The organism is Streptomyces sp. NPDC102490, from assembly GCF_044765285.1.
Lineage (GTDB): Bacteria > Actinomycetota > Actinomycetes > Streptomycetales > Streptomycetaceae > Streptomyces.
Window position 1 is genome coordinate 359,577 of sequence record NZ_JBIWJU010000005.1, and the last position, 19,253, is coordinate 378,829.

The 19,253-nt window shown below is 72.6% G+C and carries 17 protein-coding genes; 10 read left to right on the forward strand and 7 right to left on the reverse strand.

What is annotated here, in order from left to right:
• Positions 1–5: 5 nt before the first annotated feature.
• Positions 6–449 (reverse strand): hypothetical protein, encoded by a 444-nt coding sequence (locus ACIRGB_RS13325; protein ID WP_403862877.1) that lies wholly within the window; start codon positions 447–449, stop codon positions 6–8.
• A gap of 473 nt (positions 450–922) precedes the next feature.
• Here ACIRGB_RS13325 and ACIRGB_RS13330 point away from each other — a divergent pair, with 473 nt between their 5' ends.
• Positions 923–1,117, forward strand: a complete 195-nt coding sequence (locus ACIRGB_RS13330) for a hypothetical protein (protein WP_403862880.1) — start codon at positions 923–925, stop codon at positions 1,115–1,117.
• Positions 1,118–1,172: 55 nt separating this feature from the next.
• Positions 1,173–1,655, forward strand: a complete 483-nt coding sequence (locus ACIRGB_RS13335; RefSeq protein WP_403862882.1) for a GNAT family N-acetyltransferase — start codon at positions 1,173–1,175, stop codon at positions 1,653–1,655.
• A gap of 214 nt (positions 1,656–1,869) precedes the next feature.
• Here the strand turns inward: ACIRGB_RS13335 and ACIRGB_RS13340 are convergent, their stop codons facing one another.
• The gene (locus ACIRGB_RS13340) at positions 1,870–2,919 is read right to left on the reverse strand and encodes a LacI family DNA-binding transcriptional regulator (RefSeq protein WP_403862885.1); all 1,050 of its coding nucleotides are present in this window, start codon (positions 2,917–2,919) and stop codon (positions 1,870–1,872) included.
• A gap of 233 nt (positions 2,920–3,152) precedes the next feature.
• Here ACIRGB_RS13340 and ACIRGB_RS13345 point away from each other — a divergent pair, with 233 nt between their 5' ends.
• The 5 genes from ACIRGB_RS13345 to ACIRGB_RS13365 all read left to right on the forward strand — a co-directional run bounded on the left by ACIRGB_RS13345 (position 3,153) and on the right by ACIRGB_RS13365 (position 10,733).
• Positions 3,153–4,445, forward strand: coding sequence for an ABC transporter substrate-binding protein (locus tag ACIRGB_RS13345; RefSeq protein ID WP_403862888.1), 1,293 nt, complete (start codon positions 3,153–3,155; stop codon positions 4,443–4,445).
• A 6-nt stretch (positions 4,446–4,451) separates the two neighbouring features.
• Positions 4,452–5,381 carry a carbohydrate ABC transporter permease gene (locus ACIRGB_RS13350; protein ID WP_403862891.1) on the forward strand — a complete coding sequence of 310 codons (930 nt, stop codon included), beginning with the start codon at positions 4,452–4,454 and terminating at the stop codon, positions 5,379–5,381.
• Positions 5,378–6,298 (forward strand): carbohydrate ABC transporter permease, encoded by a 921-nt coding sequence (locus tag ACIRGB_RS13355; RefSeq protein ID WP_403862895.1) that lies wholly within the window; start codon positions 5,378–5,380, stop codon positions 6,296–6,298. The genes ACIRGB_RS13350 and ACIRGB_RS13355 overlap by 4 nt, the downstream gene beginning before the upstream one ends.
• A gap of 31 nt (positions 6,299–6,329) precedes the next feature.
• Positions 6,330–7,577, forward strand: a complete 1,248-nt coding sequence (locus ACIRGB_RS13360; protein WP_403862898.1) for a glycosyl hydrolase — start codon at positions 6,330–6,332, stop codon at positions 7,575–7,577.
• Between the two features lie 132 nt (positions 7,578–7,709).
• Complete coding sequence (locus ACIRGB_RS13365) at positions 7,710–10,733, forward strand: alpha-mannosidase (protein WP_403862901.1); 3,024 nt, start codon at positions 7,710–7,712, stop codon at positions 10,731–10,733.
• Between the two features lie 25 nt (positions 10,734–10,758).
• On the opposite strand, the gene ACIRGB_RS13370 is transcribed toward ACIRGB_RS13365, so the two are convergent.
• Entirely contained in the window at positions 10,759–12,171 is a 1,413-nt protein-coding gene (locus ACIRGB_RS13370) for a lipase maturation factor family protein (RefSeq protein ID WP_403862904.1), read from the reverse strand.
• A 137-nt stretch (positions 12,172–12,308) separates the two neighbouring features.
• Here ACIRGB_RS13370 and ACIRGB_RS13375 point away from each other — a divergent pair, with 137 nt between their 5' ends.
• Together ACIRGB_RS13375 and ACIRGB_RS13380 are read left to right on the forward strand one after the other, a co-directional pair.
• On the forward strand, positions 12,309–14,399 hold the full coding sequence (locus ACIRGB_RS13375) for a SpoIIE family protein phosphatase (RefSeq protein ID WP_403862907.1): 2,091 nt from the start codon (positions 12,309–12,311) through the stop codon (positions 14,397–14,399).
• Positions 14,400–14,441: 42 nt separating this feature from the next.
• Entirely contained in the window at positions 14,442–15,305 is an 864-nt protein-coding gene (locus ACIRGB_RS13380) for an Fpg/Nei family DNA glycosylase (RefSeq protein ID WP_403862910.1), read from the forward strand.
• Positions 15,306–15,343: 38 nt separating this feature from the next.
• On the opposite strand, the gene ACIRGB_RS13385 is transcribed toward ACIRGB_RS13380, so the two are convergent.
• The 3 genes from ACIRGB_RS13385 to ACIRGB_RS13395 form a co-directional block, all read right to left on the reverse strand.
• Positions 15,344–15,994, reverse strand: coding sequence for a zf-HC2 domain-containing protein (locus ACIRGB_RS13385; protein WP_403862913.1), 651 nt, complete (start codon positions 15,992–15,994; stop codon positions 15,344–15,346).
• 175 nt (positions 15,995–16,169) lie between these two features.
• A complete protein-coding gene (locus ACIRGB_RS13390; protein WP_403862916.1) occupies positions 16,170–16,685 on the reverse strand; it encodes a hypothetical protein in 516 nt (171 codons plus the stop codon).
• Positions 16,686–16,826: 141 nt separating this feature from the next.
• Entirely contained in the window at positions 16,827–17,381 is a 555-nt protein-coding gene (locus ACIRGB_RS13395) for a sigma-70 family RNA polymerase sigma factor (RefSeq protein WP_365866333.1), read from the reverse strand.
• A 240-nt stretch (positions 17,382–17,621) separates the two neighbouring features.
• Between ACIRGB_RS13395 and ACIRGB_RS13400 the strand changes: the two genes are divergently transcribed.
• A complete protein-coding gene (locus tag ACIRGB_RS13400) occupies positions 17,622–18,776 on the forward strand; it encodes a CapA family protein (protein ID WP_403862919.1) in 1,155 nt (384 codons plus the stop codon).
• 1 nt (position 18,777) lies between these two features.
• Here the strand turns inward: ACIRGB_RS13400 and ACIRGB_RS13405 are convergent, their stop codons facing one another.
• Complete coding sequence (locus ACIRGB_RS13405) at positions 18,778–19,251, reverse strand: MarR family winged helix-turn-helix transcriptional regulator (RefSeq protein WP_403862922.1); 474 nt, start codon at positions 19,249–19,251, stop codon at positions 18,778–18,780.
• Positions 19,252–19,253: the final 2 nt, after the last annotated feature.

The window sequence follows — 19,253 nt, forward strand, 5'->3', positions numbered from 1 at the left end:
GCGCCTCAGTCCACGAGGCGCAGCCGCGCGTTGCGTGCCGCCGTCAGCTCCAGCACCGTGCGCCAGTCCTCCAGGACCCCGGCGTCGAAGTCGGCGGTGCGGGCCTCGTCGACCGCCTGGCGCAGACTGACCAGGTCGTCGTCGGGGGCCCAGACCTCCGGGTGGGGCTGACGGCGCACCAGGTGGGCGACGCGCGCACCGAGCAGCGGCCGTACCGCGTCGGCGGTCCCGGCGGCCGGATCGCCCGGCCACAGCAGCCGGCCCACCGGCGACACCAGCCCCGCGACCTGGAGCTCCTTGTCGGCGGGGCGGCGCCGGCGCAGCAGCGCGGCCGTGCGCAGCGCGTGCCCGAGCGGATTTCCGGGCCCGCCGCCGTGCCCCGCGGCGGACCGCTCGCCCCGGCAGGCGGACAGCAGATCCATCAGCTCCTCGACGCCGCGCAGTTCCATGCCTCGGTCCTCCCACGAGACAGCCGTTGCCGACGAGCAGCAGAGCATGGCGAGCTTGCGGCGCAGCCAACGGCACCTTAACTGCGTGACCCGCCACCGCCGCCGTGCCAAGGCGCGGACGTCGATGTAGGCCGAACGGGTGAGTCACGCACGGTGCGGAAGCGGAGGAATCGGGGCAGACTTGGGCCAACTGTGCGCGGGGTGAAGGGCAATGGTTCTCCCATGTTTTGAGCCCCATAGAGCGCACCCCCGCTCATTTGGTTAATCTGGATCGGACGGACGGCAGCACCGGGCACCACCCGCCCAAGGTCCGTCATGGGACGAGCCGGTTCACAACGGTTCGGCTCCGCACGAGTTACCGGCGCCACCGCGTCCGAACTGCATTCGACTCACACCCGAGCGGGCGCCGGGTGCCGGACAGGAGACTGGCGCCGACAGGCCCCGCGGGTGACCCGACACATAAGGAGTGCGCGGTGACACCGGAAACGACGACGAACCCAGAACAACGCACCGAGGAACGCACCGGACGCATCGGACGCGCCGGTCGCGCCGGCCGCAGGCCCGGGGAGATCGGCAGCCTCGACGTGTGGGCACGCTCGGCCCCCATCCGCCTCGCGGGCTACGAGGAGGACCTCGCCGAGCCGCACATCCTGCCGAGCGTGGACTGACCCGCACGCCACCCACCGAGGTCGCCGAGCGCATGGGCGTGCCACACTCACGCCCATGCTGATCAGGGAAGCCACGGCCGACGACTGGCCGCACATCTGGCCCTTCTGGCACCGCATCGTCGCCGCCGGTGAGACCTACGCCTGGGACCCGGACACCTCCGAGGAGGACGCCCGGGCCCTGTGGATGAACCCCGCCAAGCGCGTCTACGTCGCCGAGGACGACACCGGCACGGTCGTCGCCTCGGCCTACGTCACCCCCAACTACGGCGGCCCCGCCGCCCGCATCGCCAACGCCGGCTTCATGGTCGACCCGGACCGCGCCGGACGCGGCACCGGCCGGGCCCTCGCCGCGTACGTCCTGGACGCGGCCAAGGCCGACGGATACCGGGGCATGGTCTTCAACGCCGTCGTCGAGACCAACCCCGCCGTGCGGCTGTGGACCTCCCTCGGCTTCACCATCCTGGGCACGGTGCCGGACGCCTTCGACCACCCCCGGCACGGTCGGGTCGGCCTGCACGTCATGCACCGCGCCCTGTAGCCCCCTCGGCCGAGCGGCGCCGTCCGCCGCCAGGGCCGCGGCGCCTCGACCCGCTCCGCCACGTTCGTCGGCCCCACCACCGCGCCCACCTCCTCCGCCTCGGCGAGCGCGGCCTCGGCGCGGGCCGGGTGCTCCGCCACCACCTCGCGGGGCGTGGCCCGCTTTTCCCAGCGCGGGCCCGCCCGCCGGAGCCCGGGGTGCCCGGCCCCGGCCGTCAGGCCGACGGCCGCACCACTCCCGTGCTGTCCCGCTCGATCAGCCGCGGCACGGGTACCCGCACCGTCCGGGCCGGGCCGCCGTCGAGCAGGGCGGTCAGCTCCGTCGCCGCGGTGCGGCCGAACTCCACGCTGTCCCGGGACAGAGCGGACAGCCACGGCTTGACCATGCGGCACAGCGCCGAGTCCTCCCAGGCCACCACGGACACGTCCGCCGGTACCGAGAAGCCGAGTTCGGCCGCGGCGGCGACCCCGGCGACGGCCATCACGTCGTTGTCGTAGATCAGGGCGGTCGGGGGAGCGGACGCCTCCAGCACCCGGCGGGTGACCGCCGCGCCCTCGGCGTCCGAGTAGTCGGTGGTCACCGACGCGACCTCGCCGAGTCCGCGCCGCTCCGCCTCGACGCGCAGGGCGCGGATACGGCGCTCGGTGTGGGCGAGGTCCGGCAGCCCGGCGATGTGCACGATCCGCCGGTGCCCGAGCGCGTACAGCCCGTCCACCAGCGCGGCCATCGCCCCCGCGTCGTCCGCCCACACGGTCGACAGCCCCGGATGGCGCTCGTCCGGCGCCCCGCCGATCACCACACCGGGCAGGCCCAGCTCGTCGAGCAGGTCCGGGCGCGGATCGTCGGTGCGCGGGTCCACCACCAGGACACCGTCCACCCGGTGTTCGGCCCACCAGCGCCGGTACACCGCGCACTCGTCCTCGACGCCCCGCGCCACCTGGAACAGCAGCCCCAGATGCCGCCCCGCCAGCACCTCCTGGATGCCCGAGACCAGTTGCAGGAAGAACGAGTCCACGCCGAGGGTGTGCGCGGGCCGCGCCAGCACGAAGCCGACCGTCGCCGCGCCCTCCCCGGACAGCGCACGCGCCGCCGTACTGGGCCGCCAGCCGAGCTGCTCGGCCACCCGGCGCACCCGGTCCCGGGTGATCTCGGAGACCCCCGGCCGGTCGTTCAGCGCGAACGACACCGCGCTCTCGGAGACTCCGGCCCGGCGCGCGATGTCCTTCATCGTCGGCCGGCGCGCGGCGGGCCGCTTGGCCGGCATGCGCGCTCCTTTCCTCGGTGAGAGCAGTGGGAGCAGTGAGCGCTAAAGCGCTTGAGTGCAAAGATCCTAAAGCGCATTAGTGAATCCTGGCAAGTATCCTGTCATGCCGCTCTGACCTGCACTAATGTCCCTCCGATGACTTTAGTTGACGTGAATCCATTGACTTTCCGCGGATTCGCCGTGCATGGTCGCTGACATCCCACCGCCGACGTCCTTCAGGGAGACGTGTCACCGTGCCCACCTCGCGCAGAACATTCGCCGTCGCCGCCGTCGCCGCCCTCGTCCTGCCGCTCAGCGCCTGCGGCTCCGGGGGCGACGGCGGCGGCTCGACCGACGCCTCGGGCAAGGTCGAGGGCGACATCACCTTCCAGACCTGGAACCTGCGGGCCAACTTCAAGGACTACTTCGAGGGCCTGATCGCCGACTTCGAGAAGAAGTACCCCGACACCCACGTCAAGTGGGTCGACCAGCCCGGCGAGGGCTACGCCGACAAGATCAGCGCCGACGCCGCCGGCGGCACCCTGCCCGACGTCGTCAACGTCTCCCCGGACCTCGTCGCCCCGCTCGCCAAGGCGGGCCTCGCCCTCGACCTCGACAAGGCCGCCGGCCAGTACCAGAAGGAGTACCTGGAAGGGGCCTGGGCCAGCCACCGGATACCGGGCATGGACGGCACGTACGCCTTCCCCTGGTACCTCAACACCGGCCCGCTCTTCTACAACAAGTCCCTCTTCGAGAAGGCCGGACTCGATCCCGAGCAGCCGCCGAAGACCTACGACGAGGTCTTCGACGCCGCCCTGAAGATCGCCGACAAGACCGACGGCGAGGTCGCCACGCTCGCCAACGTGCCCACCATCGAGGACTTCGGCCGCTACGGCGTACCGCTCATGAACAAGGAGGGCACCGCCTTCGCGTTCAACGACGCCAAGGGCGTCCAACTGCTCACCCGCTACAAGGAGCTGTACGAGGCCAAGGCCCTCGACCCGCAGGCGCTGACCGCCACCCCGGAGTCCTCCGGCAAGAAGTTCCTCACCGGCGCCGTCGCCATGAACCCGGGTAGCGCGCTCGACCTCGCCAACTTCAAGAAGCAGGCGCCGAACCTGTACAAGAACATCGGCATCACCGACCAGATCACCAGCACCGGCCACGTCAACATGTACGTGATGGGCCTGATGGTGAACGCGCAGAGCCAGCGCAAGCCCGCCGCGGTCGCCTTCGCGCACTACGTCACCGACGCGGCCCACCAGATGTCCTTCGCCAAGCAGGTCGCCATCTTCCCGAGCACCGCCGGTTCGCTGGACGACCCGTACTTCACCAAGGAGGACGGCACCGACGAGACCCGCGTCCGGATCGCCGCCGCCAAGTCGCTCAAGGACGCGGTCAACTACACGCCCGTGCTGTTCAGCGAGCAGATGAAGACCGAGCTGCGCAACGAGGTCGCCAAGGCGCTCCAGGGCAAGCAGAGTCCGAAGGAAGCCCTCGACAACGCTGTCGAGGCGTGCGACCGGCTCCTTCAGCAGCAGGGCTGAGGCATCATGGCGAGTCCCACCCTCACCACCGGCACCCCGGACGCCCGCACGGGCGGCGTCCGGCGCGTGCGGCGCCAACTGCCCGCCAGCCCCTGGCTGTTCGTGGCGCCCGGACTGCTGATCACCGGCGCGTTCATCCTGTACCCGTTCGTCTCCACCCTCGTCAACTCCTTCACCGACCGCCGCACCCTGGTGCCGGGCGAGTTCGTGGGCCTCGCCAACTTCCGCGAGCTGCTCCACGACGACATGTTCTGGATCGGCCTGCGCAACAGTGCCCTGTACGTCCTCGGGGTCGTCCCCGCGCTGGTCCTGCTGCCGCTGCTGCTCGCGCTGCTGGTGCAGAAGAACATCCCCGGCATCACCTTCTTCCGCTCGGCCTTCTACACCCCGGTCGTCGCCTCGATCGTCGTCGTCGGGCTGATCTGGGTCTGGCTCCTCGACGAGCGCGGCCTGGTCAACTCCCTGCTGGAGACGCTTGGCGCCAGTCCCGTCGGTTTCCTGAGCGACCAGTGGCTGATCCTGCTCAGCGCGATGGGCGTCACGGTCTGGAAGGGCCTCGGCTACTACATGATCATTTACCTGGCGGCGCTGGCCAACGTGCCCCGCGAGCTGCACGAGGCCGCCGCCGTGGACGGCGCGGGCGCGGTCCGCCGCTTCCTCACCGTCACGGTGCCCGCGGTCCGCTCCACCATGGTCCTGGTCGCGGCGCTCTCCTCGGTCGCCGCCTTCAAGGTCTTCTCCGAGGTGTACCTGATGGCGGGCCCCAGCGGCGGCCCGGCCGGCGAGGACACCACCCTCGTGATGCTGGTCCAGCGCACCGGCACCGGCCTCACCGGCCGGGTCGGCTACGCCTCCGCCATCTCCGTGGTCGTCTTCGTCGTCACCGTCGTCCTGATGCTGCTCGTCCTGCGCGCCGACCGGAAGGAGGAGGCGTGAGCCTCGCCGAGCAGACCCGGCCCGCCGACCAGCCCCGGGCCACCTCCGGGAGCCGGGAGCGCGAACCCCGGATCACCGACGAGCACGGCCGCCGGGTCCGCGGGTGGGAACTCGCCCTGCGCTACCTGCTGCTGCTCGGCGTCCTGGCCCTGACCATCGGCCCGTTCCTGTGGCAGCTGTCGACCTCGCTCAAGGGCCCCACCGAGGACATCTTCAGCTCCCCGCCGAAGTTCCTGCCCTCCGATCCCACCCTGCACAACTACGAGCGGGTCGCCGACACCATCCCCGTGTGGGACTACGCCCTGAACTCGCTGAAGGTCGCCGCGGCCAACGTCGTCACCAACTGCGTCGGCGCCGCCCTCGCCGGGTACGCCCTGGCCCGGCTGCGCTACCGGGGCCGGCGCGTCGCCACCCTGGTGTTCATCCTGGCCATGCTCGTGCCGGTGGAGGGCATCATCATCGCCCAGTTCACCACCATGCGGGAGCTGGGCCTCAACAACACCCTGATCGGCGTGGTGCTGCCGGGCTGCGTCAGCGCCCTGAACGTGCTGCTGATGCGCAACGCCTTCCTCAACCTCCCCTACGAGATCGAGGAGGCCGCCTTCGTCGACGGCGCCAACGTCTGGCAGCGGTTCTCCCGGATCGCGCTGCCCGCGGTGAAAGGCACCCTCGCCGTCGTCGCGATCTTCGCCTTCATGGGCGCCTGGGACGACTTCCTGTGGCCCCTGATCGTGCTGAGCGACCCGTCCAAGTTCACCCTGACCATCGGCCTGAACTACCTGCACGGCACCTTCGCCAACGACGAACGCCTGGTCGCCGCCGGCACCATCATCGCCGTGGCGCCGCTCATCGTCCTCTTCGCCTGCCTCCAGCGGTACTTCTTCCGCGGCGTGGGCGAGGGCGCCGTCAAGGGCTGAACCCCCCGCTTCCCCCTCACAAGGACACCGCATGCCTTCTGCCGCGCGCTTCGGCGTCAACTACACCCCGAGCGAGGGGTGGTTCCACCACTGGCTCGACTTCGACCTCGACTCCGTACGCGCCGACCTGGACTCCCTCGCCGCCCTGGACGTGGACCACGTCCGCGTCTTCCCGCTGTGGCCCTACTTCCAGCCCAACCGCGCCCTGATCCGCGAGCGCGCGGTCGAGGACCTGGTGGCGCTGGTCGACGCGGCCGGTGAACGCGGCCTCGACGTCAACGTGGACGGTCTCCAGGGCCACCTGAGCAGCTTCGACTACGTGCCCGCCTGGACCCGCACCTGGCACCGGCGCAACCTGTTCACCGACCCCGAGGTCATCGACGGCCAGGCCACCTACCTGCGCACCCTCGCCGCCGCCCTGGCCGGGCGGTCCAACTTCCTCGGCATGACCCTCGGCAACGAGGTCAACCAGTTCTCCGCCGGGCCCCACCCCGACCCGGACCGCGCCACCAGCGACCAGATCGACGCCTGGCTGGAGCGGATGCTGGCCGCCTGCGAGGAGGGCGCCCCGGGCCGCATGCATCTGCACGCCGAGTACGACGCCACCTGGTACCAGGACGACCAGCCCTTCACCCCGGCCCAGGCCGCCCGGCGGGGCGCCGTCACCGCGGTGCACTCCTGGGTCTTCAACGGCACCGCCCAGCGCCACGGCCGCGCCTCCGTGCCCAGCGAGCACCACGCCGCCTACCTGATCGAGCTGAGCAAGGCCTGGGCCGACGACCCGCGCCGCCCGGTCTGGCTCCAGGAGGTCGGCGCCCCCGCGCCCCTGGTCCCCGCCGAGCACGCCGCCGCCTTCACCGAGGCGACCGTCGAGAACGCCCTGGACTGCCCGGACCTGTGGGGCGTCACCTGGTGGTGCTCCCACGACGTGTCCCGGGCGCTGGCCGACTTCCCGGAGCTGGAGTACGGGCTCGGGCTCCTCACCAACGACCGCCGCCCCAAGGACACGGCCCGGGTCCTGGCGAGCGCGGCGCGCGCGGTCCGCGCGGGTTCCCGCCCCACCCCGGCCCAGCGCACCACGGCCCTCGCCGTGCCGGCCGACCCCGCCGCGCGCTCGGCCTGCGCCCCCGGCGGCGCCGTCTTCGACGCCTTCTTCCGGCTGGTCGCCGACGGCGCCCGCCCCACCACCGTCCTCGACACCCGCGCCGCCGACGGCGGACACCTCGCGGCCCGCGGCATCACCGAGGTCGTCACCCCCGACCAGGTGCCCGTGCCGTGACCCCGGCCCCGCCCGGCACAACGAGCGCGCCGCACGATTCGAAGCGCGTGCCGCTGGGGAGCTGTACCTGACGTCGGCCCCCACCGTGACCCACGCCTGGCAACCACCCGCCCCCGACCCCGGAGCACCCGCATGCATGACGACCGCAGCCTGGTCGAAGCCCGCCTCAAGCGCGTCCTCGACGAGCGCGTCCGCCCCGCCCTCTACCCCGAGTCCGTGCCGCTGGACGTGGCGGTCTGGAACGCGCCCGGCGAGCCCGTCCCGGTCGCGGAGGGACTCGCCGCCGAACCGCGCCCCATCGAGGTCGGCGCCCGCTGGGGCGCGCCCTGGGGCACCAGCTGGTTCCGCGTCACCGGCACCGTGCCGAAGGAGTGGGCTGGGAGGACCGTCGAGGCGATCCTCGACCTCGGCTTCGACGAGAACATGCCCGGCTTCCAGTGCGAGGGCCTGGTCTACCGCCCCGACGGCACCCCCGTGAAGGGCCTCAACCCGCGCAACCAGTGGGTGCGCATCGGCGCCCCCGCCGAGGGCGGCGAGGAGGTTCGCCTGCACATCGAGGCCGCCTCCAACCCCGTCATCCTCGACTACCACCCCTTCGTGCCCACGCAGCTCGGCGACAAGGACACCGCGGGCAGCGAGCCGCAGTACACCCTGGCCCGGATGGACCTCGCCGTCCTCGACGAGACGGTGTGGAACCTGGTGCTCGACCTGGAGGTGCTCGGCGAGCTGATGGCCGAGCTGCCCGTCGAGTCGCCGCGCCGCTGGGAGATTCTGCGCGCCGTCGACCAGGCACTGGACGCCATCGACCTCCAGGACGTCAACGGCACGGCGGAGCAGGCGCGTTCCCGCCTCACCGGGGTGCTGTCGGCCCCCGCCGTCCCCTCCGCGCACCGCATCAGCGCCGTCGGGCACGCGCACATCGACTCGGCGTGGCTGTGGCCGCTGCGCGAGACCGTGCGCAAGGTGGCCCGCACCACCTCCAACATGACCGCCCTCCTGGAGGACGAGCCGGACTTCGTCTTCGCCATGTCCCAGGCCCAGCAGTGGGCGTGGGTGCGCGACCACCGGCCCGAGGTGTGGGCACGGGTCAAGAAGGCCGTGGCCGACGGGCGGTTCGTGCCGGCCGGCGGCATGTGGGTGGAGTCGGACACCAACATGCCCGGCTCGGAGGCGATGGCCCGGCAGTTCGTGCACGGCAAGCGCTTCTTCCTCGACGAGTTCGGCGTCGAGAACGACGAGGCGTGGCTGCCGGACACCTTCGGCTTCGCGGCGGGCCTCCCGCAGATCATCAAGGCGGCCGGCGCCAAGTACCTGCTGACGCAGAAGATCTCCTGGTCCCAGACGAACACGTTCCCGCACCACACCTTCCGCTGGGAGGGCATCGACGGCACCCGGATCTTCACCCACTTCCCGCCCGTCGACACCTACAACTGCTCCATGAAGGGCAGCGAGATCGCCCACGCGGCGAGGAACTTCAAGGACAAGGGCGTCGCCCGGCACTCCCTCGCCCCCACCGGCTGGGGCGACGGAGGCGGCGGCGCCACCCGCGAGATGGTCGCCAAGGCGGCCCGGCTGCGGAACCTGGAAGGCTCGGCGACGGTCGAGTGGGAGACCCCGCACGCCTTCTTCGAGAAGGCCGAGGCCGAGAACCCCGCGCCGCCCGTCTGGGTCGGCGAGCTGTACCTCGAACTGCACCGCGCCACCCTCACCAGCCAGGCCAAGACCAAGCAGGGCAACCGCCGCAGCGAACACCTGCTGCGGGAGGCCGAGCTGTGGGCGGCCACGGCGGCCGTGCGCGCCGGCTTCCCCTACCCGTACGACGACCTGGACCGCATCTGGAAGACGGTCCTGCTGCACCAGTTCCACGACATCCTGCCGGGCTCCTCCATCGCCTGGGTGCACCGCGAGGCCCGCGCCACCTACGACCGGGTCGCCGCCGAGCTGAACGAGATCATCGACGCGGCCCAGCGCGCCCTCGCCGGCGAGGGCGACACTCCGCTCGTCTTCAACTCCGCCCCGCACGCCCGCACCGGCGTCCCGGCCGGCGCCGCCGCCGCGCCCGCCACCGAGGGCCGCACCGACCTCACCCCCCGCCCCGGCGGCGGCCACGTCCTGGACAACGGCCTGCTGCGCGTCGAGATCGACGACCGGGGGCTGGTGGTGTCGGCGTACGACCTCACCGCCGACCGCGAGACGATCGCGCCGGGCGGTGCGGGCAACCTGCTCCAGCTCCACCCGGACTTCCCGAACATGTGGGACGCCTGGGACGTCGACGCGTTCTACCGCAACACGGTCACCGACCTCACCGACGCCGACGAGGTCGCCCCCGGCGACGACGGCGCCTCGGTGCGCATCGTCCGCTCATTCGGCTCCTCCCGCGTCACCCAGGTGCTGACCCTGGCGCCGGGGGAGCGGCGGCTCGAGGTGGACACCGAGGTCGACTGGCACGAGACGGAGAAGTTCCTCAAGCTCGCCTTCCCGCTCGACGTGCACGCCGAACGGTACGCGTCGGAGACCCAGTTCGGGCACTTCCACCGGCCCACCCACACCAACACCAGCTGGGAGGCCGCCAAGTTCGAGGCCTGCAACCACCGCTTCGTGCACCTGGAGGAGCCCGGCTGGGGCGTCGCCGTCGTCAACGACTCGACGTACGGCCACGACGTCACCCGCACCGTCCGCACCGACGGCGACACCGGTACGACCACCACCGTGCGGGTCTCCCTCCTGCGCGCCCCGCGCTTCCCCGACCCCGAGACCGACCAGGGCGTGCACCGCTTCCGGCACGCGCTGGTGCCCGGCGCGGGCATCGGCGACGCGGTGCGCGAGGGCTGGCGGATCAACCTGCCCGAGCGGCACCTCACGGGCGGCGCCGGGGAGGTCGCGCCGCTGGTGACGGTCGACCGGGACGCGGTCGTGGTGACCGCCGTCAAGCTCGCCGACGACGGCAGCGGCGACGTCGTGGTCCGCTTCCACGAGGCCCACGGCGGCCGGGCCCGCGCCACCCTCACCACCGGGTTCGAGGCCACGGACGTCCAGGTGACCGACCTGCTGGAACGCCCGCTCGCGGACGCGGAGGCACCTCGGCTGGACGGCGACCGGATCGCCGTACGGCTGCGTCCGTTCCAGCTGATGACCCTGCGGCTGAAGCGCGCCTAGCGCCCGAGCCTCCGCCGGACCCGGCTCACCGGGAAGAGGTGAGCCGGGTCGGCGGCAGGTACTCCCGCACATACGTCCGCTCCCAGCACGCGCCCGTCTCCCGCAGCTCCCGCCAGGTCGTGTACCGGTACCGGAACAGCCGGGCGCGCACGAAGCGCGGCGGCGCGTCGGGCGGGAACGGGGAGCTGCGCAGCAGCCGCAGCGTGGCGCGGTCGTTCTCCAGCAGCCGTTCCACGAAGGTGCCGAACCACGATCCGGCGTAGGAGGGCGACAGCGCCGCGAACCACATCAGCCAGTCCAGCCGCAGGTGGTACGGCGCGAACTGGCGCGGCCAGCGGTGCGGATCACCCGGCTTGCCCTTGAACTCGTACGCGCGCCAGTCGCCGTCCTTCCTGGCCACCTCGTCGGCGGTGCCCTCGACCACCACCTCGTACCGGACCCGGCTCACCGAGCCGAAGGCCCCGTAGGTGTTGACCAGGTGGAACGAGTCGAAGGAGCGGTTCATCACCTGGCGGCGGGAGATCATGTTGCGCACCGGCCGGTGGCTCAGGAACACCAGCAGCGCCGCCACCGCCAGCACCACGACCTCGTACCACAGCGGCGCGGCCGCCACGGCCCGCGGACCGGCCGGGAAGCGGATCACCGACAGGGCCAGCACGATGGTGATCCAGTTGAGCCAGGAGAAGTTGCCCGAGAGCACCAGCCACAGCTGGGTCACGATCATCAGCGCGGCGGCGGCCGTCGACATGGGGTGCGGGGCGAACAGGAGGAACGGCACCACCAGCTGCGTGACGTGGTTCGCGGCGACCTCGACGCGGTGCAGCGGCCGGGGGAGGTGGTGGAAGAACCAGCTCAGCGGGCCGGGCATCGGCTGGGTCTCGTGGTGGTGGTCCAGACAGGTCAGCTTCCGCCAGCACGCGTCGCCGCGCATCTTGATCAGACCCGCCCCGAACTCCACCCGGAACAGCAGCCAGCGCAGCAGGAACAGCACCACGACCGGCGGTGCCACCTCCTCGTTGCCCAGGAACACGGCGACGAAGCCGGTCTCCAGGAGCAGCGACTCCCAGCCGAACGCATACCAGGTCTGCCCGACGTTGACGATCGAGAGGTACAGCGCCCACGGCACCAGCCACAGCAGCATCGCCCCCCACAGCGGCAGCAGCGCGTCCAGCCCGGCCGCCAGCGCCGCCGACACCGCGCAGCCCGCCCAGGCGCAGCCCGCGAAGAGCCGGTCCGAGTAGCGCCACTGGAACAGGCTGGGCGCCCGCCGGAACGGCACCCGCTCGACGAAGCGGGGCACGGGCGTCAGACCGCGCTCGCCCAGCAGCGCCCGGAACTGCAGGGCCGCCGTCAGGAAAGCGACCAGGTACACGACGGCCAGGGCCCGCTGGAAGACCAGCCGGGCCAGCCAGTAGTCGGGTGCGGTGAACCACTCCACGGCCGGGCTCCTCTCGTACCCGCTCCGTGTACCCCGCCCGGCCACCGGACCCCAGCCGGCCCCCGCCGGACCCCCTGCGGCACGGTCCGGCGGACCAGGAGTCGAAGATTCCGACAAATCCTGGCAAGGTGGGGTCCATGTCTGATCGGGGAGCGAGCGCCCCGTCACTCCCGGACGACTGGCCCGCCCACCCGGACCCGATCCTGGCGCTCAACCGCATGGGCAGCTTCGACTGGGACCTGGACGCCGGACTGTTCCACATGGACGCCCAGGCCCACGAGGTGTTCGACCTGCGCCCGGAGGAGTACGACGGGCGCCCCGAGTCGCTGGCGCTGCGCGTGCCCACGGCGGAGAGCCGCCGCATGGACACCATCGTCGCCCGGGCCATGAAGGACGGCAGCGAGAACTACGGCACCTACTTCCGGCTGCGCCGCCGCGACGGCACCCTGCGCTGGACCCACACCCAGGGCTACATCCGCCGCGACGAGACCGGCCGCCCCCGCCGGATCATCGGCATCGTCCGCGACGCCACCCAGGAGGTGGCCGACATCGCGGCCACCCGGGAGCAGGCGGCGCAGGACGAGGCGCGCCGCCGGCTCACCAACGTCGTCCAGCTCGCCACGGCCGCCCTCGCGCACGCCCGCACCGTGGACGACGTGATCGACGTGCTGCGCGACACCCACGGACTCACCCGGCTGGGCGCCACCAGCCTGGTGATGGGCCTGGTCGAGGCCGGCCGCATCCGGCTGGTCGCCGACGGCCCCGAGAACAGCTTCATCCCCGGCACCCGGGTCACCCGGATCGACGAGCCGTACCCGATGAGCGAGGCCGTGCGGACCCTCAGTCCCCGCTTCATCGAGTCGCCGGAGGAGTTCGCGGAGCGCTACCCCCGGCTGTGGCAGGAGATCACCCACCTCGACATCACCGCGGCCGCCTACCTGCCCCTGATCGCCCAGGCCCGGCCCATCGGCGCCATCGGGCTGCTCTACAGCGACCGGCACGGCTTCTCCCCGGAGGACCGCAACGTCCTGGTCGCGCTCGGCAGCGGCATCGCGCAGAGCCTCCAGCGGGCCATGCTCTACGAGCAGGAGATGGACCTCGCCGAGGGCCTACAGCAGGCCATGCTGCCGCGCACCATCCCCAGCGTGCCCGGCTGCGACGTCGCCGTCCGCTACCGCGCGGCCTCCATCGGAGGCGCCCTGGGCCGGGACATCGGCGGCGACTGGTACGACCTGATCCCGCTGCCCGGCGGGCGCGTCGGCGCCGTCATCGGCGACGTCCAGGGCCACGACACGCACGCCGCCGCCGTCATGGGCCAGCTGCGCATCGTGCTGCGCGCCTACGCCGCCGAGGGCCACCCCCCGGCCACGGTGATGGCACGGGCCTCCGTCTTCCTGCACGAGCTGGACACCGACCGCTTCGCGACCTGCCTGTACGCCGAGGCCGACCTGGGCACCGGAGTGGTCCAGGTGGTCCGTGCCGGACACATCGACCCGCTGCTGCGCTTCGGCGACGGCACCTGCCGCCTGGTGCGCGTCGAGGGCGGGCTGCCACTCGGCCTGTCCGCCGAGTTCGGGCGCCTCGCCTATCCGGTCGCCACCCTGGAGCTGGACCCGGGCAACACCCTGCTGCTGTGCACTGACGGCCTGGTCGAGCAGCCCGGCGCCGACCTCGACGAGGGCATGGACGTCCTCACGGCGCTGATCACCTCCGGGCCGCAGGACGTGCGGGACCTGGCCGACCGGCTGATCGACGTGGCCGACGAGCGGCGCGGCGACGACGACGTCGCGCTGCTGGTGCTGCGCCGCCACGGCCTGGGCGCCCCCCGGACCTTCGGCCGGGTCCAGCAGCACGTCTCCCCGGGCGACCCCGAGGGCCTCACCGAGGCCCGGCACATGATCCGCGCCGCGGTCCGCTCCTGGGGCGCCAAGGCCCAGAGCGACGAGATCGAACTGGTCGCCGACGAGCTGATGACCAACGCCCTCATGCACACCGAGGGCTCCGCGATCGTCACCCTGCGGCTGCTGACCGGAACCGAGCGGCGGCTGCGGGTCGAGGTCGAGGACTCCTCCAGCGCGCTGCCGCGCCGCCGGGAGGCCGGGGACGACGGGGTGTCCGGGCGGGGACTGCTCCTGGTCGACACACTCGCCGACGAGTGGGGCGTGGAGGCACGCGGCGGCGGCAAGGTCGTGTGGGCCCAGTTCGAGGTGGCGCACGGCGCGGGCTGAACCTGGCCGCCACCGTCGGTCGCCGGTGGCACTCTGGGACGTATGCCAGAACTGCCCGAGGTCGAGGCGCTCCGCGACTTCCTGACCGAGCACCTCACCGGCCGCGAGATCGTCCGGGTCCTGCCCGTGGCGATCAGCGTCCTGAAGACGTACGACCCCCCGCTCACGGCGTTGGAGGGCCACCAGGTGGCGGCCGTGCACCGCTACGGAAAGTTCCTCGACGTCGAGACGGCCGGCGGCCCGCACCTGGTGACCCACCTGGCCCGGGCCGGCTGGCTGCACTGGAAGGACAGCCTCCCCAGCGGCATGCCCAGACCCGGCAAGGGCCCGCTCGCGCTGCGGGTCGCCCTGGAGACCGGCGCGGGCTTCGACCTGACGGAGGCGGGCACGCAGAAGCGGCTCGCGGTGTACGTCGTGGCCGACCCGCGGCAGGTGCCGGGTGTGGCCCGGCTCGGCCCGGACCCGCTCGCCGACGACTTCGACCAGGCGCGCTTCGCCGCCCTCCTCGACGGTGAGCGGCGGCAGCTCAAGGGCGCCCTGCGCGACCAGAGCCTGATCGCGGGCGTGGGCAACGCGTACAGCGACGAGATCCTGCACGCCGCGAAGATGTCCCCGTTCAAACTGGCCGCCTCCCTCACCGACGAGGAGACCGCCCGCCTGTACGCGGCGCTGCGCGACACACTCACCGAGGCCGTGGAACGCTCCCGGGGCGTCGCCGCCGGGCGCCTGAAGGCCGAGAAGAAGAGCGGGCTGCGGGTCCACGGCCGCACCGGCGAGCCCTGCCCGGTGTGCGGCGACACCGTCCGCGAGGTCTCCTTCAGCGACTCCTCGCTCCAGTACTGCCCGACCTGCCAGACCGGCGGCAAACCGCTGGCGGACCGCAGGATGTCCCGGCTGCTGAAGTGACGGCGCCGACGCGGTGACGGGGCTCGCCGGGGCGGCGGTCAACCGGCCGGCAGCGTCACCAGGTGCTCGCCGCCCGCCGTGCGCACCTCGTAGCGGTCGATCTGGCCCGGATGCAGCGCGGCCCCGCCGCGCACGGTGTGCGGCCGGGCGTCGTGCCGGGGGACCAGCCAGCTGGTGACCGTCTGTTCGGACCCGTCCCGGCCGACCGCGACGAGCCGGCAGGAACGCGGCCCGGCCCCGTCCTTCACCTCGAGCCGCACGTCCGTGCCCCATGCCTCGTCCTCGGCCGTGATCCGCGCCCACACCCCGGTCCGGGCGTCGGTCGCGGTGACCGGTGCCGCCGGGCCGCCCTGGCTCGCGTACAGCACGGCGCCGGGCCCGGCCACGGCGCACACGACGGCGGCGGCGACGGCGTACCGCACCCGCCTGCGGCCGGCCCGCCGGCGCGTGGCGACCGCGGCCAGCAGCCGGTCGAGCAGCCGCGGTCCCGGCCTGCTCAGCGGATGGACGATACGCGGCGTCGCCTGCCGGTACAGCATCAACTGGCGGGTGGCGGGGCCGAATTCGGTCACCTGGGCCGAGCACCGGGGGCATTCCATGAGGTGGTCCTCGAAGCGGAAGGCCTCCGCCTCGTCCAGCACGCCGAGCGCGTAGGCGCCGACGTCACGATGCCTTTCCAGGGACCTCATGCCGAATCCTCGTACCGTCGGGTGCGGGTGGGGGGGTTACGCCTTGCTCCCACCCGTACGCACCGGACAGCCGAATCACTCAAGCCACGGCGGAATCGCGACCGAGGTGTTCGGAGCGGCCCGGGGCGTGGATTGGTCCCTCCGCCGGAAAATGTTCCGAGGCCGGCCGCGGCGGCTAGAACAGGTGGATGGCGAGGTGCCCCAGCGGCAGCCCGAGCTGCCAGGCGGGCGTCCACACCTTCGGCCCCTCGTCCTCTCCGGCCACCGCCGCCCCGCCGGGGACCGCGTTCAGGTCCGGGGCGAGCAGCTCGGTGTCCCGGAGCCAGCGCCAGGCGGCCCGGGCCAGCTCCAGGTCCGGCGAGTGGCGTCCGGCGGCCACCGCGTCGGCCGTGACCTCGGCCAGCCGCCCGTGCACCCACTCGTGCCAGGGCTGGTCGTAGGCGGTCAACGACAGCCAGGTCTCCAGGTGGGTGACGACCCGGATGCCGCTCAGCTCGTTCTCCGTGTCGGACAGGAAGACGGTGAGCGCCAGCGCGTCGCGGCCGGCGCGGAACTCGAAGGACGTCGGCGGCATCAGGTCGCCGGTCCGCAGCAGTTCGTCGGCGATGTACTCGGCGTACAACCACGCCATGGGAACGCTCAGTTCGCCCCCACCGGTGCCGTCCGTGCTCTCTTGACCTCTGTGCAGCATCCCTTCCTGCCTTCCTCCGGTGCGTGCGCGGCGCCCGACCCGGGTCATGGGCCCCCGTCCGGAACACGGATGAGGACAGCCGACTGCTCAACCGGGGTCCTGGGCAAGGCGCTTTACGGAGGCTTGACCATAGAACCGGTTTCACCGCAGGTCGGCGGCGTATCCCGGTAGCACCCTGCGCATGGCGCGCAGCGCGTAGTATGCGCGGGACTTCACGGTACCGGGTGGGATGCCGAGGGTGGCCGCGGCTTCCGCCACACTCGCCCCCTGGAAGTACACCAGCACCAGGACTTCACGGTGCTCCGGAGTGAGTGTCTTCACAGCCTCGCGCACATCGAGGGCCGCGGTGGCCCGTTCGGCGTGATCCGCGCAGACGCGGGCGTTCTCCAGGACGGCGTCGCCGACCTCCGGGGGGCGGGCCTGGCGGGCGCGGCGCGCGTCGATCGCGAGCCGCCGGGCCACGGTGAGCAGCCACGGCCGTACGGAGTCGAAGTCGTCGGCGCGCAGGGCCTCGGGGTGCTGCCAGGCGCGGACCAGGGTCTCCTGCACCAGGTCCTCGGCGCGCTGCCGGTCGCCGTCGCTGAGCCGCAGCAGCAGCGCGAAGAGCGGCCGGCCGTGCTCGCGTTGGAGTGCGGCGAGCTCGTGCTCGGCGGTCGTCCCGTTCGCTGTGTCCGTCAGGGTGATTCCGGCCGTCATGGCCGTATGGCACCGCAGGGGGCCGCGCGGGGACAGGGCGCGCGCACGGGTGTGCGGCGGGCGGTCGATCGCGTCGACGAACGGTTCGACGAACGGTCGGCGCGCGGTCGGGGCGGCCCGTTCGCGCACGCCGGACGGGCTAATGGGCGTGTCGGAGCCGCCCGTGACCAGCCATGCCTCTTTATCTGTTTGTACGTAAATGTGACTTTCCATCGGTGTGCGACCCAGCGGAGTGAACGGATGATCACACGCAGTCGGCAGGTGGCCCTGGCCCTGACCGCCCTCCTCACCGCGGGCGCGGCCTGCCAGGCCCGCGACCACGAACCGCCGAAACCGCCTGCGCCCGCGCCGTCCGCCGCGGACACCGGCGCGTTCACCCTGGTCGCCTCCGGGGACGTGCTCCCGCACGACTCGATCATCGAGCGGGCCCGCTTCGACGCGGGCGGCACCGGCTACGACTTCCGCCCGATGCTCGCCGGTGCCCGGCCCGTCGTCGCGCGGGCCGACATCGCCCTGTGCCACATGGAGACCATCTACGGCGCGAACGGCGACTACAGCGGCTACCCGCTCTTCAAGTCCCCGCCCGAGGTGGCGAAGGCGCTGGCCGCCACCGGCTACGACGGCTGCTCCACCGCCTCCAACCACAGCGTGGACGACGGCGCGGACGGCATCCGCCGCACCCTGGACGCCCTCGACCGCGCGGGCGTACGGCACGCCGGGACGGCGCGCACCGAGGCCGAGGCGGGCCTCGCGACGGTCCTGCGCGCGGGCCGGGCCCAGGTGGCCCACCTCGCCTACACCCTCCACACCAACGGCCACCCGCTGCCCGCGGACCAGCCCTGGGCGGTCGGCCTGCTCGACGAGGCGCGCATCGTCGAGGACGCGCGGGCCGCCCGGAAGGCCGGCGCCGACGTGGTCGTCGTGTCGCTGCACTGGGGCACCGAGTGGCAGGACGAGCCCGACCGGGACCAGTCGGCGCTGGCCCGGAGCCTGACCGCCGCACGCACCGGCGACCGCCCCGACATCGACCTGATCCTCGGCACCCACGCGCACGTCCCGCAGGCCTACGAGAAGGTCAACGGCACCTGGGTGGTCTACGGCATGGGGGACCAGATCGCGGGCGAGATGGTCAACGACACGGGGGTCCGTGATCCGCGCGGCAACCAGTCGGCCATCGGCCGCTTCACCTTCGCCCCGCCCGAACGGGCCGGGGAGCGCTGGAAGGTGACGAAGGCCGAGTTCGTCCCGCAGTTGTTCGACGTCGACGCCGGCCGGGTGGTGAACCTCAACCGGGCGATCGACGAGGGCGCCGACCTGCGCGCCGTGCGCGACCGCATCCGCGACGTGGTGCTCAGCCGGGGCGCCGCCGAGGACGGGCTGGTGATGGGCGAGTAGGTCAGGCGTCCGCCACGTGGTCCAGGGCCGTCAGCATGGCCCCGAGCACCCGCAGGCAGGCGGTGACGTCGGCGTCCGTGAGGTCCGAGCCGACCTCGCTCAGCAGGCGGTGCTCCCGGTCGAGGACGCCGTCGATCGCGGCCCGGCCCCGGTCGGTCAGCCGGATCAGCGACGACCGGCGGTGCGCCGGGTTCGGGGTGCTCTCCACCAGGTCCAGGGCCGCGGCCTCGTTGACCATCCGCTGGACGAACTGACGGCTGATCGCCTGGGCCCGGCCCATCTGCGGCACGGTCATCGGACCGCCGCGCCGCAGCATCGTCAGCACGGCGCGGACGCCCACGGACAGGCCGTCGGCGGCCAGGCCCTGCTCGACGCCGCGCTGAGCGCGCCGGTAGAGGGGGCCGACCAGGTCGTAGACCTCGGTGAGGCGCCGGGCGAGCACGTCCGGGGGAAGGGGTGCGTCGATGTCGTTCACCC

Excerpts from the sequence above, each read along its gene's own strand:
- ACIRGB_RS13365 (WP_403862901.1), top strand. The coding sequence starts at position 7,710 with ATGCATGACGACCGCAGCCTGGTCGAAGCCCGCCTCAAGCGCGTCCTC.
- ACIRGB_RS13375 (WP_403862907.1), top strand. The coding sequence starts at position 12,309 with ATGTCTGATCGGGGAGCGAGCGCCCCGTCACTCCCGGACGACTGGCCC.
- ACIRGB_RS13400 (WP_403862919.1), top strand. The coding sequence starts at position 17,622 with ATGATCACACGCAGTCGGCAGGTGGCCCTGGCCCTGACCGCCCTCCTC.
- ACIRGB_RS13390 (WP_403862916.1), bottom strand. The coding sequence starts at position 16,685 with ATGCTGCACAGAGGTCAAGAGAGCACGGACGGCACCGGTGGGGGCGAA.
- ACIRGB_RS13385 (WP_403862913.1), bottom strand. The coding sequence starts at position 15,994 with ATGAGGTCCCTGGAAAGGCATCGTGACGTCGGCGCCTACGCGCTCGGC.
- ACIRGB_RS13380 (WP_403862910.1), top strand. The coding sequence starts at position 14,442 with ATGCCAGAACTGCCCGAGGTCGAGGCGCTCCGCGACTTCCTGACCGAG.
- ACIRGB_RS13340 (WP_403862885.1), bottom strand. The coding sequence starts at position 2,919 with ATGCCGGCCAAGCGGCCCGCCGCGCGCCGGCCGACGATGAAGGACATC.
- ACIRGB_RS13335 (WP_403862882.1), top strand. The coding sequence starts at position 1,173 with ATGCTGATCAGGGAAGCCACGGCCGACGACTGGCCGCACATCTGGCCC.
- ACIRGB_RS13360 (WP_403862898.1), top strand. The coding sequence starts at position 6,330 with ATGCCTTCTGCCGCGCGCTTCGGCGTCAACTACACCCCGAGCGAGGGG.
- ACIRGB_RS13350 (WP_403862891.1), top strand. The coding sequence starts at position 4,452 with ATGGCGAGTCCCACCCTCACCACCGGCACCCCGGACGCCCGCACGGGC.
- ACIRGB_RS13395 (WP_365866333.1), bottom strand. The coding sequence starts at position 17,381 with ATGACGGCCGGAATCACCCTGACGGACACAGCGAACGGGACGACCGCC.
- ACIRGB_RS13325 (WP_403862877.1), bottom strand. The coding sequence starts at position 449 with ATGGAACTGCGCGGCGTCGAGGAGCTGATGGATCTGCTGTCCGCCTGC.